The following is a 16,203-nucleotide window of genomic DNA, read 5'->3' as shown; positions in this document are numbered from 1 at the left end:
TTTCCTGTGCGGTAAAGCTTAAATTCCGTGAAGTGGTTTGCCGGCAAGCTTTAGCATCGCCTCACCGATTGTCTCATTTTGGGTTGGGTGACCGTGAATAAACGGCGCAACGTCCTCAGGCTGGGCGTCCCAGTTGACGATCAGCTGCGCCTCACCGACGAGCTCACCGACGCGGGCGCCGATCATGTGAACACCAAGAACCGGGCCGTCAACCTCGCGCACAACCTTAACGGATCCGGCAGTGCCGAGGATTGAGCTTTTGGCGTTGCCCGCAAGGTTGTATTCGTAGCTGGTGACGCGATCCACACCGAACTGCTCTTTTGCTTTAGCCTCGGTGAGACCGACAGAGGCGATCTCTGGATCGCAGTAGGTGACCTTTGGAATGTTTGTGTCAGCGACAACGATCGGGTTTAAGCCCGCGATCTCCTCGGCAACAAAAATACCCTGCTGGTAGCCGCGGTGAGCAAGCTGCAGGCCAGGAACAATGTCGCCAACCGCCCAAACGCCAGGAACGTTGGTCTGTAGACGCTCGTTGGTGAGCACGAAGCCGCGATCGGTTGTTACACCAACCTCTTCCAGGCCGATGCCAGCGGTTGCGGGACCGCGACCGACAGCAACGAGCAGGTAGTCTGCGGCAACGGTTGAACCGTCCTCGAGGGTTACGGTGACACCGTTAGCGTCCTGGGTTACAGACTGGAACCGAACACCGAGTTTGTAGCCAATGCCGCGCTTCTTAAAGGCGCGCTCCAGCTGTTTAGAGATGGACTCTTCCTCGTTCGGCACGAGGTGAGGGAGACCCTCAATAATGGTTACCTCAGCACCGAATGAGCGCCAAACACTCGCGAACTCTACGCCGATAACACCGCCGCCGAGGATTGCAACCCGCTGCGGGATAACATCAAGCTGCAGTGCCTGCTCGCTTGTAATAACCCGACCGGTGATGTCGAGACCCGGCAGGCTGCGCGAGTAGGATCCGGTCGCGAGCACGATGTTTTTGCCGGTGATGCGATCCTCACCTACCTGCACAGTGTTTGGTGCAACCAGTTTGCCCTCGCCTGCGATAACGGTCACACCGACCGCCTTCAGCAGACCCTGCAGGCCCTTAAACTTGGCAGAAACAATGCCGTCGCGCTGAGCCGCAACGGCATTAATGTCGATGCCGGTGAGCAGCGCCTGGATCCCGTAGCTGCCCGCCTCACGGACGTTATCAGCCAACTCAGCAGCGTGCAGCATCGCCTTTGTTGGAACACAACCGCGATGCAGGCAGGTGCCACCGAGTTTGTCTTTTTCAATTACAGCCGCTGTCATGCCAAGCTGTGTTGCGCGAATTGCTGTTGCGTAACCGGCGCTTCCGCCGCCTAGAACAACGATGTCAAACTGCTGATCTGCCAACAGATACTCCCTGGTGTTGCGAGTTAAATAGATGAACCACAATCGGGCTGCTTGATGTGACTGCTACGCAGCAATACAAGCATAAATTGCTTTGGGTCTAATCCTACTAGAGATTGTCTGAAAAATGTCATTACACCTTGAGCGAAACTGGGGTACACAGTCAGCCGAAATTTAATAGACTGTACTTGTGCCTGTATCTTTGTTCAGTCTAGAAGTGGAAGACCTCGGTAAAGAGGTGCCCAGGGGCTTGCCCCTGATCATCACCATGCTCGGCGCAAGCGACAGCGGCGGCGTAGTTGGCGGGCTCGACAGGTATATTTGGGACAACTGCGATCCACGAGTTGTGCTGCGCTTCAAACCTGATCTGCTCCTGGACTACCGCTCACGCAGGCCGCTGATGAAGTTTGAGGGCAACCGCTTCACCGCCTACGAGCCTGACGAGCTGGTGCTCGCCCTGGCAACCGACGAGCTTGGTGCGCAATTCCTGGTGCTCAGCGGTTTCGAGCCAGACTACCGCTGGGAGCGTTTCACCGAGGTTGTGCTGCTGCTGATTCGCGAGCTCGATGTCTCCGTTACCAGCTGGGTGCAGGCGCTGCCGATGCCGGTTCCGCACACTCGTCCGCTCGTAAAAACAATTAGTGGTACAAAACCGGAGCTGATCGAGGAATTCTCCGACTGGAACCCCGACACACGCCTGTCAGCGTCAATCGTTCACCTGCTTGAGTTCCAGCTCACCAACCTTAATAAACCTGTTGTTGGTTGCACACTCTCGCTGCCACACTATCTGTCATCAACCGAGTACCCTGACGGCCTGCTCGCCGCGATCTCGGTGCTGTCGAGCATCACCGGCCTAATCTTCGCAACCGAGGAGCTGCTGGAGCGTTCGCAGCGCTTTAATCAGCAGGTGGATCGCCAGGTCGCCGAGAATGACGAGCACCGCGAAATGGTTATTTCCCTCGAGCAGCGTTTCGACGCCCTGCAGCACGAGAAAGAAAACAGCGGTCTCAGCCCAATCCTCGGCGAGGGCGAGAGCATCCCGTCAGCCGATGAGATCGCAGACGAGTTTGAGCAGTATCTGGCTGCCGCTATTTCAGATGAGGGTGGGGCGGATCCCGACACCGGCGACGATCAGGCATTCTAGGCCCTCAGCTGGTTAGCTTCCGTAGCTGAAAGGGTTGAAATAGTTGGTTGACACAGCGTATTTACGGCTGGGTCGCTTCGCCGTGTGTGTATAATGTATCTAGCTTCCCGTGCGGGCGCCCTTCTTGGGCACTTGACACGGGATTAATCCAGTTACGCAAGTTTTTTTGGGATGCGCTGCTAGTTAATTTGCTTAGCTTATGTGTTAGCAAACTGACTATTTGGGCATTGCGGGTGTGCAGGGCTAGCGGCGCATTAGAGATGTGTTTGCCGGTTTTGGATAGCGGGACTTGCCGGCTAACTTTTCGGGTTATTTTATAGAGAGGCGGTTGCGTGGCAACTTCAAAAAAGGCCACAGCTGCGGAGTCGGTAAAGACAGACTCAGCAGTTGCTGAAAAACCAGCGAGAAAGACTGCTGCGGCGACCAAAAAGACAGCCGCGGCAAAAGCACCGACCACCAAGACAGCGGCCGCTAAGTCAGCGGCGGCAAAAACAACAAGCAAGACGACCGCTGCAAAAGCTAGCAGCGCTAAAACCGCGACCGCGAAAACCACTGCGGCGAAAACAACCGCTGCTAAGACAACAACAAAAACAGCTGCGTCAAAGACCGCCGCTGCGAAGAGCATCGCAACTAAGACCGCCGCTGCGAAGAGCACCGCGACTAAAACCGCCGCTGCGAAATCAGCGGCAACTAAGACAACCGCTGCTAAGACAACCGCGAGCAAATCCACCGCCGCTAAGTCGACGGCTAGTAAAACAGCCGCAGCCAAATCCACCTCGGCTAAAACAACCGCTGCCAAGGCTAGCACCGCTAAGAAAACCACTGCCAAGAGCACAGCAGCTAAATCAACTGCGGCAAAATCAACAGCGACCAAGTCAGCAGCGAGTAAGTCAGCAGCGACGAAAACCACCGCGGCTAAGTCTGCAACCGCTAAGAGCACAGCAGCAAAGACAACCGCTGCCAAAACCACAGCAGCAAAATCTACTGCTGCAAAAACAACCGCAGCCAAGGCGAAGGCAAGCCGCGCCAAGGCGAGCGACGCAGCAGCTGCTGAGGTAACAGCTGAGGAGCAGACCGAGGCAGCACCGACCGCGGCAAAGAGTACAAAAACCGCGGCCAAGTCGACAACCAAGCGGGCGACAGCGAAAACCGCCGCTAAGTCCACCGCAAAAACCGCGAGCAAAACAACCGCGAAGCGGGGGCGTGGGGCAAAGAAGAGTGAGGACGAGGGCCTCGAAGAGGCGCTCGATGTCGCAACTGACGAGGTTGATGACTCGGCTGATGGCGGATCCACCGACGCACCCGAAGAAGCGCAACAGGCGATTGAGGATGACGCAAAAGCCAGCAGCGGGGCGATGGTTATTCGCTCCACCGATGAGGAGGACGTGCCGCTGCAGAGCACCGCAATCCCCGGTGCAACAGCGGACCCGGTTAAGGACTACCTGAAACAGATCGGTAAGGTTTCGCTGCTCAACGCCGCCGAAGAGGTGGAGCTGGCGAAGCGGATCGAGGCGGGTCTCTTTGCCGAGGATAAACTCGCGACCGAGAAAGACCTGCCGCGGAAGCTCGTCCGTGAGCTGAAGTGGGTTGCCCGTGACGGTCAGAAAGCCAAAAAGCACCTGCTGGGCGCGAACCTGCGTCTGGTTGTGTCGCTCGCGAAACGCTACACCGGCCGTGGAATGCAGTTCCTCGACCTGATCCAGGAGGGTAACCTCGGTCTGATCCGCGCCGTCGAAAAATTCGACTACACCAAGGGCTTCAAGTTCTCCACCTACGCAACCTGGTGGATTAGGCAGGCGATCACCCGTGCGATGGCCGACCAGGCGCGCACAATTCGTATCCCGGTCCACATGGTTGAGGTGATTAACAAGCTCGCCCGAGTGCAGCGGCAGATGCTGCAGGATCTTGGCCGTGAACCAACCCCGGAAGAGCTGAGCCTCGAACTCGACATGACCCCTGAGAAGGTTGTTGAGGTGCAGAAGTACGGCCGCGAGCCAATCTCCCTGCACACCCCGCTCGGTGAGGACGGCGACAGCGAGTTCGGTGACCTGATCGAGGACACCGAGGCGATCGTTCCGGCAGAGGCTGTAGGATTCACGATGCTGCAGCAGCAGCTTGAACAGCTGCTCGACTCCCTGTCAGAGCGTGAAGCAGGCGTGATTAAAATGCGCTTCGGGCTCGGCGACGGTATGCCAAAAACACTCGACCAGATCGGTGACACCTTCGGGGTCACCCGTGAGCGGATCCGCCAAATAGAGTCAAAAACGATGGCGAAACTGCGTCACCCATCACGGTCACAGCAGCTGCGGGACTACCTCGAGTAAACAGTGCAGATCAGAAGTGCGATACAGGATATTCTCCCGGAGCAGCTGGTCGAGAGTAACCCAGACGCTGAAATAACCGGCGCAACCCACGACTCTCGCAGAGTGCAGCCGGGAGACCTGTTCTTTGCCGTACCCGGATTCAAACAGGACGCCCGCCATTTTATCGCCGACGCAATCGATGCGGGAGCCGTTGCGGTGGTTTGCGAAGAGCTGCCTGAGCAGCTGGATCCGGCCGTCAACTTTCTACGGGTAAAAAACGTGCGAGCCGTGATCGGGCCAATCGCCCGCAGAATCTATGGCGAACCCGACAGCGGACAGCAGATTATTGGTGTCACCGGGACAAACGGTAAAACAAGCGTCGCCTATCTGCTCAGCAACCTGCTGCGGGCAGCGGGGAAGAACACAACAACTATCGGCACACTCGGGGTTGATGACGGCAAAAACATCAACTACACCGGCAACACAACCCCCGAAGCAACCACGCTAATGCGCGAGCTGAAACGGGTGGCGGATCACGGATCCACCCACACCGTAATGGAGGTGAGCTCACACGCGCTCGACCTGCACCGCGTCACCGGCGTTAGATTCAGTGCGCTGGTGTTTACGAACCTCAGCGAGGAACATCTCGATTTTCACGGCACCATGGAGAGCTACTATCTCTCCAAGAAACAGCTATTTAGCGAACACCCGGAAACCCCCGCGGTGATCGACATTGACACCGAATATGGTGCGCGGCTCGCGAAAGAACTGCGCGAAGAAAACCCGGAACGGCGGGTGATTACAACCTCCGCGCACGCCTCACCCGCGGCGGACACAATCGCAACCGAGATAACAACCGACCTAAACGGCAGCCGGTTCACCGTTGTAAACAAGCTGACCGGTGAAAACGCCGGGGCAGAAACCAGTTGGCTGGGTGTTCACAACATCAGTAACTCGCTGCTCGCGCTGGTTGTTGCTGACCTGCTCGGCATCAAAAAAAGTGACGCACTCTATGCTCTCGCGGTCGCCGACATTGTTCCCGGCCGCACCAAACCGGTTGCAAACAGCGCCGGACTGCACATTTTTATTGACTATGCGCACACGCCCGACGCGATCGCAACCGCGGTAAGCTCGCTGAAAGCGCTCAGCAACAACGCGCTAACCCTGGTGTTTGGCGTGCCCGGTGACAGGGGAGAGGCGGGCTGGCGGCGTCTCGCGCACACCGCAGCCGAAACAGCCGATCACGTTATCCTCACCGAGGACGATATGAAAGAGAGCACCCTGGAAGAGTGCTTTAGGGTTGCGAGCGATCAGCTAAACACTGACGGCGCCGACTGGCAGCTTGTGCCAAACCGCTGGGACGCGATCGGGCAGGCTGTTGCCCGGGCAAAACAGTTCGGCGACACCGTGCTAATCACCGGCATCGGCCACCAAAACACGCTGATCCAAGCGGGCGGCGCGGGCACCATCACAATCGACGAACAAGCGGCGGTGAGAGCGGCGATTGCCGGCGAGGATCCGCGGGCTTTGGATCCGCGCGAAAAAACCGTTGCTGCGGCGCAGACAAGCGAGAAAGAAAACTAAAAGGGGCTGGCTAAAATGGCGCAATCAGACTATTCAGCAAAGAACCTGCTCGTTTTAGAGGGGCTTGAGGCGGTTCGCAAACGCCCCGGCATGTATATCGGCTCAACCGACTCGCGCGGTCTGATGCACTGCCTCTGGGAGATTATCGATAACTCGGTTGACGAGGCGCTTGCCGGTTTTGGTGAGCGGATCGACATAACCCTGCACCGTGACGGCAGCGTCAGCGTCGCCGACTCGGGCCGTGGCGTGCCGGTTGATAAAGAACCAAAAACCGGGCTCAGCGGTGTTGAGCTGGTGTTTACAAAACTTCACGCGGGCGGCAAATTTGGTGGATCCTCCTACGGCTCCGCCGGTGGTCTGCACGGCGTTGGTGCCTCCGTTGTGAACGCGCTCTCGCAGCGTCTCGATGTGACGGTGTGCCGCGATGGCGCAACCTGGACGATGTCGTTCCGTCACGGAGTTCCCGGCGAGTTTGCGGGAGAGGCAGCAGACGCGCCATTCACCCCGAGCAAACCGGGGGCCGCTCTGCAAAAGGGTAAGCGGGTTGCCAAGGCAAACACGGGAACCCGAGTGCGCTACTGGGCGGATCCGCAGATCTTCCTAAAAGAGGCAGAGTTTGAGACACAGGCACTGCTCAACAGAGCCAGACAGACCGCCTTTTTGGTGCCGGGTCTTGAGATCGTAATCACCGATGAGCGTGAGGACGAGATCCGCACCCACAGTTTCAAGTTTGACGGCGGCATCTCCGAGTTTGTTGACCACCTGTCACACGATGACGCAGTGACAGATATTTGGCGGATCCAGAGCAACCGCGAGTTTAAAGAGACTGTGCCGGTGCAAAACGAGGAAACCGGCACAATGGAGTCGCGAGAGGTGACCCGTGACTGCAGCGTCGATATTGCGCTGCGCTGGGGCACCGGTTTTGAAACCAAGGTGCAAAGCTTCGTCAACATTATTGCAACCCCGAAGGGCGGCACCCACCTCGCCGGTTTTGAGCAGGCTGTGCTGAAAACCATTAGGAAGCAGGTTGAGGCAAACTCCCGCAAGCTTAAAGCGGGCAGCGACCGGCCAGAAAAAGACGATGTGCTCGCCGGCCTGACAGCGATTGTGACGGTGCGATTCCCGGAGCCGCAGTTTGAGGGGCAGACAAAAGAGGTGCTCGGAACCGCTGCGATCCGCCAGATCGTTTCAAGGGTTGTCAGCGAGGCACTGCTCGCGCGATTCGAATCAACCAGCAAAGCAGACAAGGCGCAGACCGCCAGACTGCTCGAGAAGGTTGTTAATGAGATGAAATCGCGGATCGCGGCCCGCACCCAGCGGGATACACAGCGCCGCAAAAACGCGCTTGAAAACTCCTCGCTTCCCGCGAAACTTGTTGACTGCCGCAGTAACAATGTCGACGAGAGTGAACTGTTTATTGTCGAGGGTGACTCCGCTCTCGGAACCGCGAAACTCGCTCGCGACTCCGGCTATCAGGCGCTGCTGCCGATCCGAGGCAAGATCTTAAACGTGCAAAAGTCGACGGTTGCCGAGATGCTCGCCAACGCCGAGTGCGCAAACATTATCCAGGTTGTCGGGGGTGGATCCGGCCGCAGCTTCGATCTCTCCTCAGCGCGCTACGGCAAGATTGTGCTGATGAGCGACGCCGACGTCGACGGCGCCCACATTCGGACGCTGCTTCTAACCCTGTTCTTCCGCTACATGCGGCCGCTGGTTGAGGCCGGGCGCGTGTTTGCTGCCGTTCCGCCGCTGCACCGCGTGGTGATTATCAACCCGGGATCAAAACCCAACGAGGTGGTTTACACCTACTCGGAGGCGGAGCTTAACCGGCTGCTTACGAAACTGAAGCGCAGCAACAAGAAATATCAGGAGCCGATTCAGCGCTACAAGGGTCTCGGTGAAATGGACGCGAAACAGCTGGAGGAGACAACAATGGATCGCTCCAAGCGACTGCTGCGCCGTGTCACCGTTGCAGACGCGGAGCGCGCCGAAGAAGTCTTTGACCTGCTGATGGGTCGCGAGGTGCCGCCGCGCAGAGACTTTATTGTCTCCGGCAGCAGCCAGATCTCGGCCGCCAACATCGACGCCTAGCTCGTTAGCTGGCACGCGGCTGGCGCTAACTCGCAAGGAGCTCAGTTAGCGCTATTGCTCGGTTGCGATTGCGTCACCGAAGCACTCAAACAGCTGCTGCACCGGCTCACCCGATCCGTCACGCTTGGCCAGCTCGGTTGGCAGCTGCCTGAGCGAGCCATCCTTCCCGAGGGCGCGAGGTGCGGATCCAACCCATGCCGCCGTCAACTCCAGCTCACCAGCGGTAAACCGGTGTGCCCGAACGCCGCCGGTTGCCCTGCCCTTAGGCGGGAACTCAGCGAGAGATGACAGCTTGATGCTGCCGACGCGGCCCGCTGTGTCAAACAGTGTCTCGTTCGCGGTCGCGGCCTCTTTAGCGAAGGTCGCAACCAGGCACTCCTGCTCTGCGGCAACCACGTTGAAGCTGATAACCGCAGCGCCCGGCGCGAGCTTAATACCCGCCATGCCGCTCGCACCGCGGCCCTGTGGCCGAACCAGTTCGGCGCCGAAGCGCAGCAGCTGCGCGTTTGAGGTGACAAACACAAGCTCAGAATCGTCTGTTGCGTAGGCCGCGTGCACAATCTGGTCACCGTCACGCAGACTGATCAGACTGAAATCATTGCCGCGCGCCCAGTCACCCGGCGCCACCCGTTTGATAACACCCTGCGCGGTTGCAATCGCGAGGGGGCGTGGATCCGCTTCACTGAGCAGCGCAACAACCCGCTCCTGCTTCCCAAGGCCGTCAATATACTGGGCGATTTTTGCCCCGGCCGCGAGCTGCACAGAGTTTGGTGCGGCGCTCGGCAGGTCGACGGGGCTGAACTTTAGCACCCGGCCGCTCTCGGTTAGCGCCGCAATCTCACCCCTGACGGTTGTGTTTACGCGACCGATAATTGCGTCGTGTTTGGTGCGGCGGCTAGGCGCGATCAGGCGGGCACCCGCAAACACACCGGCAGCGTCACCACCGGCAGCGCCGGATTCGCCACCCGCTGCGCCTGCGCCCACTGCGTCACCGGCTGCATCGCCGCCTGCCTCTGGGGTCGCGTCAACCCGCAGCAGTCTGCCGGTTGCGGAGAGTAGCACCGTGCAGGGATTATCGGCAACCCGCAGGCTCGCACCGAGCTGCTGCTTACCGGTTGTCTGCCCGGTCAGCGCGTTTAACAGGGTTGTGCGGCGGTCGTCCGCAAACTTCTCTGAAACTTCAGCGAGCTCATCGCTGACGGTCTGCCGCAGCAGTTCCTCACTCGCGAGCAGCTGTGTCAGGTGCGCGATGCTCTTCTCCAGTTCGTCACGCTCAGCCTCAAGCTCAATCCGCGAGAACTTTGTCAGCCTGCGCAGTCGCAGCTCCAGAATGTACTCCGCCTGCGCCTCTGACAGGTCGAAAATCTGCATCAGCCGAGATTTCGCGCTCTCCGAGTTGTCGCTGCTGCGGATAACCTGAATAACCTCGTCAATGTCGGCGATCGCGATTAACAGACCGGTCACAAGGTGCAGGCGCGCCTGTGCCCGGTTCAGCCTAAACTCGCTGCGACGGCGAAAAACGCTGATCCGGTGATCAATATAAACACGCAACAGGTCAAGCAGCCCGAGCGTCTGCGGCTGGCCGTCAACCAGGCAGACGTTGTTAATCGAAAAGCTGCTCTCCAGCGGGGTGAGCCGGTAGAGCTGCTCCAAAACAGCCTCCGGTGAGTAACTGCTTTTCACGGTGATAACCAGCTTCAGGCCGTTTTTGCGATCCGTGAAATCGTTGAGGTCGCTAATGCCCTCAATCTTCTTCGCCTGCACACCCTGTTTAATCTTCTCAATAACCTTCTCTGGCCCAACCTGGTAGGGCAGCTCGGTTATCACAATCGTTTTGCGGCGGGGATTTATCGCCTCAATATTGGCGCGGGCACGCACCCGGACGGATCCACGCCCCGTCTCATATGCCTCACGAATACCCTCTAAACCGGTTAGCACACCGCCCGACGGGAAATCGGGGCCGGGAATGTGCTCCATAACCGCGTCGAGGGTTGCGTCCGGGTGGGCCATCAGGTGGCGGACCCCGGCAATCACCTCCGCGAGATTGTGCGGCGCCATATTGGTCGCCATACCAACCGCGATACCGCTGCCGCCGTTAACCAGCAGGTTGGGGAAGGCGCTCGGCAAAACCGCGGGCTGCTGGTGCGAATCATCGTAGTTTGGGACGAAATCAACAACGTCCTCATCGAGGTCGCGGATCATCTCCAGCGCCGCCGCAGCGAGCCTCGCCTCCGTGTAACGAGATGCCGCGGGGCCGTCATCCAGGGAACCAAAGTTGCCGTGACCGTCAACCAGCGGGGTGCGCATCGCAAACGGCTGTGCGAGCCGAACCAGCGCGTCATAGATGGCGCTGTCACCGTGCGGGTGCAGCTTACCCATCACCTCACCGACAACGCGGGCGCTTTTCACGTGACCCTTGTCTGGGCGGAGCCCCATATCACCCATCATGTAGATGATCCGCCGCTGCACAGGCTTCAGGCCGTCGCGCGCGTCAGGCAGAGCACGGGAGTAAATAACCGAGTACGAGTACTCTAGAAACGAGGTCTCGAGTTCTGAGGATATGTCAATATCCTCGATGCGTTCATCAGCCGGTGTGATTGCTGTTGTGCTGGTCAAACTCTGCTAGTTCCTGTCAGTTATGATCGATACGATATGTATATGCTACCTGTGATTTCAGATAACGGGCAGAGACTAGCCGCGCTCAGCGAAACCGCTCTGCAGCAAGTTGTTAGCGGTGAGGTGAAAACGGCGGTGATGATCGTTGTTGACGGTCTCGGGTGGGCAAACCTGAAAGACCGGCTCGCTCACGCCCCGAACCTGCGTCAGCTGAGTCGCAAACGGATCGAGACGGTTGCGCCCAGCACAACCTGCGCCGCGATCACCGCGTTCACAACCGGCGTTCTGCCCGGGCAGCACGGGTTAATCGGCTATCGCATCAAAAATCCCAGCACTGGCACAATCACCAAGTGTTTAAGCGACTGGGGTGAGATTGAGCGGGTGAGGGACTGGCAGCCTGCTGAAACTGTGTTCGAGCGGGCGGCTGAGCAAGATGTAAACGCATACGCGATTGGCAGGCCCAATCACGCTCACGGAGGTTTTACCCGGGCGGTTTTAACCGGCGCACACTACCTGCCAGCGGCAACGATAACCGATCGCTTTGCCGAGGCGAGCGAGCTTGTGCGTCAGGACGGCAGTAAACTCATTTACCTCTATGTTGACGAGCTGGATCGCGCAGGCCACAAGTTCGGCCCCGACAGTAATGAGTGGGCTTACTGGCTTGAACAGTTTGACACCGCCCTCGGCGATTTTTTGCGCAGCCTCCCGGGCGGCATCGGAGTTTTAATCACCGCCGATCACGGTATGCTGCAGTTAGACCCCGCCGTCACTGGCAGGGTGCTCGAGGATGAGGGACTAACCGAGGGCGTTGAGAAGGTTGGCGGCGAGCCTCGGTTTAGAATGCTCTATTTGGCGGATCCGGCAGACGCCGCTGAGGTGACTGAGCGGCTGCGAAACAGCGAGAGGAAAAACGCCTGGGTTGGCACAAGACAGGACTGGATCAGCACGGGCCTGTGGGGGAGTGTCGCCGACGAGGTGGCTCGCCGGATCGGCGATGTTGTGCTGGTTCCGCGGAAACGGATTCTCTATATGACACGCCAGGAGGAGCCGGGCATGTTTAATCTGCTCGGCCACCACGGCGGTTTTGATGATGTTGAGCGCGGCGTGCCCGTGATAACCGCCGGGGCATTTCAGCCGGGGCAGTTTTAGGCTAGCTTAGGTCCTTCGGGGTTAGCTCGGATCCTCGTCGCTGCGAGTGCCGAAGAGAATATCGTCCCAACTCGGCATCGCCTTGCGGCGGCGCTTCTTAGCTGCCGAGCCCGCGTTACCGTCTGCTTTAGCGCCCGCGCCAGAGCCCGCTCCTGCTGCTGTATCCGGGGCTGGCTGATTGGCTGCGGGCTCGTCACTCGGCGGCTCCGTAACCGCTGTACCCTCCAGATATATTTCGGCGGTTGAGTTACCCGGGGTCTGCGGGCTAACGGATCCATCGCCGCCGTTTTCGGCAGTGTTACCGTTCACACCGGTGATGTTCCACGGCTCAAACTCGGAGTCGTCAAACTCTGACTCGTCGAAAACACTGAACGCCTCGCCGCTGTTAGCACCGGCAAAAGCGCTGTCTAGCTCGGGCTGCACATCAGATACCTGAGCAGCGGCCTGCTGCGCCTCCCTAAACTCGGGCAGCGAGTCGGGATTCGGCAGCGGTGTCTCAGCAATTTCGGCATCGGTGTGACCAGCTGCGGGGTGCCCGGATCCACCCGCCCGGCCGCCGCGCTTGCGACGCAGCGCATCAAGCAGATCCTGTGTCTCGGATGATTCGGCGGCGCGGTCCTCACCAGCCCTGCCGGTTGCGGCATCACCGAAAGCGTTCTCGGCGTTGCTGGTTGCCGACTGCTGCACCAGGCGTTTGGTGTGGTCGAGCAGCTGCTCATCAAGCTGTGGGAAATCTAGTGTGTCGTGCTCGTCGGGTTGAAACCCGTCAGCGTCGTCTGCGCTGTCCTCCTCGCTCTCCGCGGTGGATCCGTCAGCGCCGCCGCTGGCAGCCTCGCCATCAACCTGGTCGGTGTTAATCGCGCGCAGTTTCGGGATGAGCGCGTCAGCGACGTTACCCTGTTTGGTGATGGAAACGGCGTCCTGATTTGCGGGGGTGAGAGTCTGGGTTGGCAGTTCAAAGTTCCAGATAGCGGTGCGGGTTTGACCCTGCAGAACAAACTCGAGCAGCACCTGCCAGCCGAGCTCCAGGTCTTTGCGGGCAGTCCAGTTAATCTGGTCGGCACCGATTTTGCGGAGGCGGTCGGTGAGCACATCGCCGAACTCCTGGGTTGCGTCGGCTCCGTGACCGGTGACACGAACCTGCGCCTGCTTGGCGCGCGAAACCGTGAACTCGATTTCGGCGATCACCGGGTGCTCATACGGCTCAACATCGGCTGGATCGCAGCCCAGCTGCAGAGCAACCTCGGCTCGGCTATTACCCTGACGCAGCAGCGCCTGCACCTGTGCGGCGCTGACGGAACTCGGTGCCTGGTTTGCTCGCACAGCGGCACGAACCTCGTGCAGCAGCGCCTCGTCGGCGACCAGTTCAAACTCGGTTCCTGAAGCGTCAAAGAAGATGAGTGTGTTTCCCTCTCGGCGGTCAAATCCAAGTTCTTCCATTGCCATGTCCCACTCTCTTTAGCCGGTTAATCTATAAATAAGTGTTACAGCTTTTCTTGTGACTGTCTGGGTAACGCGCCAAACTGTGAGGATTAATTGAGCAAAAATGCAGTCTGTTTCGCGGATAAAGATTACGGTCAAGCAGTGTCAAAGTTGCATTTTGAAAAATAGTCGGTAATAATATGGCGGCATACCTTAGTTTTGCTAAACACGAGAGAATTGGGAAATTTTATGGCGACTGACTACGATGCCCCACGTAAATCAGCCGAAGATGAGACTGACTCAATTGAGGCGCTGAAGGAGCGCCGCAGCGACAACCAGGCAACCTCAATTGATGTTGACGAATCCGACAACAGCGGTTTCGAGCTTGCCGGTGCCGATCTCTCCAACGTTGAGCTGGACGTGGTTGTTGTGCCACAGCAGGACAACGAGTTCACCTGCATGAGCTGCTTTATTGTTCGACACCAGTCACAGCTCGATCACCAGGGCGAGTTCGGCCCGGTCTGCCGCGAGTGCGCAGCCTAACCGCACACAACTGATTTACGCGAGTGCGCGCCACGACGGCGCAGCCTGTTTTCTAGGGCGGCGCAGCCTAATTAAAGCGTCAACCGCGCTAGCGGGTTTTTGCCGCGTTCGCAGCGGCGCTTGTTAAAACGCTTCGCAGCTCCTCTGGCTTGCGGGTTGAAATAAGCCAGTAGGGGGCTGGATCCGTCGGATCCGTGTTCTCAATCTTCAGCGAGGTGGGTATCCAGCTGCGCAGCAGCATAAACGCACGGGCATCGGCGCCCGGGCCGATAGCAACCTGCCGCTCATCACGGTTTAGCACGGTGATATTACCGAGGTACGTCACGGGAATATTGGCGTAACCTGCGGTGAACTCTTTTTCTGTAACAGTAACTCGCGGCGCTGACACGGTTAATAAAACAGCCACAATCGCATAGACAAGCGGCGCAAGCACCAGCCCGAGTGTGCGGTTGAGTGGCATCAGCATTAACGCAACAGCTGGCACTAACAGCAGCGTGATCACATAAAGCCAGGGGGTTGCCCAGAGGCGCTCTTTATAAAGGGTTTTGCTGTTATTCACAGAACCAATTATCTAAGTCGAATCACAGAGAAAGCTGAGCGTTATCAGCTAGGCTGTGATGGTGACTAATTCAGTAGATATTCAACTGGTTGCCGAGGAGGCGCCGGTTTACGCAAAACCGGGTGACGCGGGAGCCGATCTGAAGGCGGCAGCGGATTTTGTTCTGCAGCCCGGTGACCGGGCACTTGTGCCAACCGGTGTGCGGGTTGCGCTGCCGGAGGGCTTCGCGCTGTTTGTCATGCCGCGCAGCGGTTTGGCAGCGAAACACGGTGTGACGGTGCTTAATGCTCCCGGCGTTGTTGACTCCGGCTACCGCGGTGAAATCTTTGTGCCGCTGATTAACCACGATAGAGAGCACGCCTTCGAGATTAAAAAGGGTGACCGGATCGCGCAGCTGGTGGTTATGGCTGTTCCCGCTGTGAACTTCATCAGCGTGACAGAGCTGCCGACCAGCGATCGGGGAGAGGGTGGCTTCGGCTCAACCGGTGTATAAACCGGTAAAGCCAGGCAGGCAAGCCCTTAGCCGCCGAGGCAAAACCGCCGATGCTCGGTGACTGACACGGATCCGCAAACCGCGTAGCCACCGGTCTCACAATTCGGTACGATTAGATAGCTATTGCCCCTGCAGGCAGACTGTATAGAGGTAAGGATTAAATAAGAATGTTTGGCAAGAAACGTAAACAAGAGCAGGCAGCCGAGAAGGCGACCGCTAAGAAGTCTGTTGACAGCAAGTCAGCGGGAAGCGAGCTCGCAAACAGCTCAGCCGAGGATGCAGCGGCGCAGGCCGCGGCGAAAGAGGCAAAATCTGCTCCGCAGGATCGCGCTGAGAACGGCCCATACGATGCCTCCGAAACCCCGCAGATGCGTCCGTACGTGGATCTCGGCAGCATCAAGGTTGTGCCGCGCGAGGGTCTCGGGCTCCGCCTCGATGTTGACCAGAGCACCAACCGGGTGATGGCCGTGTCGCTCGACTTTGACGGCTCAGTTCTGCAGCTGCAGGCGTTCGCGGCCCCCAAATCGAAGGGTCTCTGGCACTCGGTGCGTGAGCAGCTGCAGCAGGGACTGCGCGCACAGAACGCAACCGTGAAGGAGCAGCAGGGCGAGTTCGGCCCGGAGCTGCTCGTTGCCGCCCAGCAGGGTGAAAACGGCCAGGCGCAGACCGTGCGCTTTGTTGGTGTTGACGGCCCGCGCTGGATGCTGCGCGGCGTTATTGTTGGGCCTGCTGCGGTGGATCCGCAAAAGGCCGCCGCAATCTCTGCGATCTTCCGTGACACCGTGGTTGTGCGCGGTGAGAACCCGATGCCGCCGAGTGAGCTGTTGCCGCTGAAGGTGCCGGCCGCGGTTGGAAAACCAGAGGGTGACACAGCTGAGACCGCAATCGAGAGCTAAGAAGCATAAGAAGC

At 58.7% G+C, this 16,203-nt stretch carries 12 protein-coding genes; 8 read left to right on the top strand and 4 right to left on the bottom strand.

The annotated features are described in order from the left end of the window. Nucleotides 1-18: 18 nt before the first annotated feature. Nucleotides 19-1,392, bottom strand: a complete 1,374-nt coding sequence (gene lpdA, locus EII30_RS04160) for a dihydrolipoyl dehydrogenase (RefSeq protein ID WP_124886064.1) — start codon at nt 1,390-1,392, stop codon at nt 19-21. A gap of 187 nt (nt 1,393-1,579) precedes the next feature. Between lpdA and EII30_RS04155 the strand changes: the two genes are divergently transcribed. The 4 genes from EII30_RS04155 to EII30_RS04140 all read left to right on the top strand — a co-directional run bounded on the left by EII30_RS04155 (nt 1,580) and on the right by EII30_RS04140 (nt 8,511). Continuing rightward, nucleotides 1,580-2,533 carry a proteasome assembly chaperone family protein gene (locus tag EII30_RS04155; protein WP_233569273.1) on the top strand — a complete coding sequence of 318 codons (954 nt, stop codon included), beginning with the start codon at nt 1,580-1,582 and terminating at the stop codon, nt 2,531-2,533. Between the two features lie 623 nt (nt 2,534-3,156). Beyond that, complete coding sequence (locus EII30_RS04150; protein ID WP_199731564.1) at nt 3,157-4,857, top strand: RNA polymerase sigma factor; 1,701 nt, start codon at nt 3,157-3,159, stop codon at nt 4,855-4,857. Nucleotides 4,858-4,860: 3 nt separating this feature from the next. Further along, nucleotides 4,861-6,420 carry a Mur ligase family protein gene (locus EII30_RS04145; protein WP_124886062.1) on the top strand — a complete coding sequence of 520 codons (1,560 nt, stop codon included), beginning with the start codon at nt 4,861-4,863 and terminating at the stop codon, nt 6,418-6,420. 15 nt (nt 6,421-6,435) lie between these two features. After that, nucleotides 6,436-8,511: a type IIA DNA topoisomerase subunit B gene (locus EII30_RS04140; RefSeq protein ID WP_124886061.1), complete on the top strand. Its 2,076-nt coding sequence runs from the start codon at nt 6,436-6,438 to the stop codon at nt 8,509-8,511. 51 nt (nt 8,512-8,562) lie between these two features. On the opposite strand, the gene EII30_RS04135 is transcribed toward EII30_RS04140, so the two are convergent. Next, a complete protein-coding gene (locus EII30_RS04135) occupies nt 8,563-11,127 on the bottom strand; it encodes a DNA topoisomerase (ATP-hydrolyzing) subunit A (protein ID WP_124886060.1) in 2,565 nt (854 codons plus the stop codon). Nucleotides 11,128-11,169: 42 nt separating this feature from the next. Between EII30_RS04135 and EII30_RS04130 the strand changes: the two genes are divergently transcribed. Beyond that, the gene (locus EII30_RS04130; protein ID WP_124886059.1) at nt 11,170-12,276 is read left to right on the top strand and encodes an alkaline phosphatase family protein; all 1,107 of its coding nucleotides are present in this window, start codon (nt 11,170-11,172) and stop codon (nt 12,274-12,276) included. 21 nt (nt 12,277-12,297) lie between these two features. Here the strand turns inward: EII30_RS04130 and sepH are convergent, their stop codons facing one another. Further along, nucleotides 12,298-13,716, bottom strand: coding sequence for a septation protein SepH (gene sepH, locus EII30_RS04125; protein WP_158608655.1), 1,419 nt, complete (start codon nt 13,714-13,716; stop codon nt 12,298-12,300). A 231-nt stretch (nt 13,717-13,947) separates the two neighbouring features. Between sepH and EII30_RS04120 the strand changes: the two genes are divergently transcribed. After that, on the top strand, nt 13,948-14,241 hold the full coding sequence (locus EII30_RS04120) for a DUF4193 domain-containing protein (protein WP_124886057.1): 294 nt from the start codon (nt 13,948-13,950) through the stop codon (nt 14,239-14,241). Nucleotides 14,242-14,329: 88 nt separating this feature from the next. Here EII30_RS04120 and EII30_RS04115 read toward each other — a convergent pair whose 3' ends face one another. Continuing rightward, nucleotides 14,330-14,800 carry a DUF3093 domain-containing protein gene (locus tag EII30_RS04115; RefSeq protein WP_158608654.1) on the bottom strand — a complete coding sequence of 157 codons (471 nt, stop codon included), beginning with the start codon at nt 14,798-14,800 and terminating at the stop codon, nt 14,330-14,332. A gap of 61 nt (nt 14,801-14,861) precedes the next feature. Here EII30_RS04115 and dut point away from each other — a divergent pair, with 61 nt between their 5' ends. Both dut and EII30_RS04105 read left to right on the top strand, forming a co-directional pair. Then, nucleotides 14,862-15,293 (top strand): dUTP diphosphatase, encoded by a 432-nt coding sequence (gene dut / locus EII30_RS04110; protein WP_199731562.1) that lies wholly within the window; start codon nt 14,862-14,864, stop codon nt 15,291-15,293. A gap of 167 nt (nt 15,294-15,460) precedes the next feature. Beyond that, nucleotides 15,461-16,189, top strand: coding sequence for a DUF3710 domain-containing protein (locus EII30_RS04105; protein WP_124886054.1), 729 nt, complete (start codon nt 15,461-15,463; stop codon nt 16,187-16,189). The last annotated feature ends 14 nt before the right edge of the window (nt 16,190-16,203 follow it).

Origin of the sequence: Leucobacter sp. OH1287 (assembly GCF_003859945.1) — a bacterium.
GTDB lineage: Bacteria > Actinomycetota > Actinomycetes > Actinomycetales > Microbacteriaceae > Canibacter.
The sequence above is the reverse complement of the archived record's forward strand: the minus strand, read 5'-3'. Positions and strand labels throughout refer to the sequence as shown.

What these genes read in the sequence shown, in the direction of transcription:
- EII30_RS04140 (WP_124886061.1), top strand. Translation starts at nt 6,436, where the DNA reads ATGGCGCAATCAGACTATTCAGCAAAGAACCTGCTCGTTTTAGAGGGG.
- EII30_RS04120 (WP_124886057.1), top strand. Translation starts at nt 13,948, where the DNA reads ATGGCGACTGACTACGATGCCCCACGTAAATCAGCCGAAGATGAGACT.
- sepH (WP_158608655.1), bottom strand. Translation starts at nt 13,716, where the DNA reads ATGGAAGAACTTGGATTTGACCGCCGAGAGGGAAACACACTCATCTTC.
- EII30_RS04105 (WP_124886054.1), top strand. Translation starts at nt 15,461, where the DNA reads ATGTTTGGCAAGAAACGTAAACAAGAGCAGGCAGCCGAGAAGGCGACC.
- EII30_RS04130 (WP_124886059.1), top strand. Translation starts at nt 11,170, where the DNA reads ATGCTACCTGTGATTTCAGATAACGGGCAGAGACTAGCCGCGCTCAGC.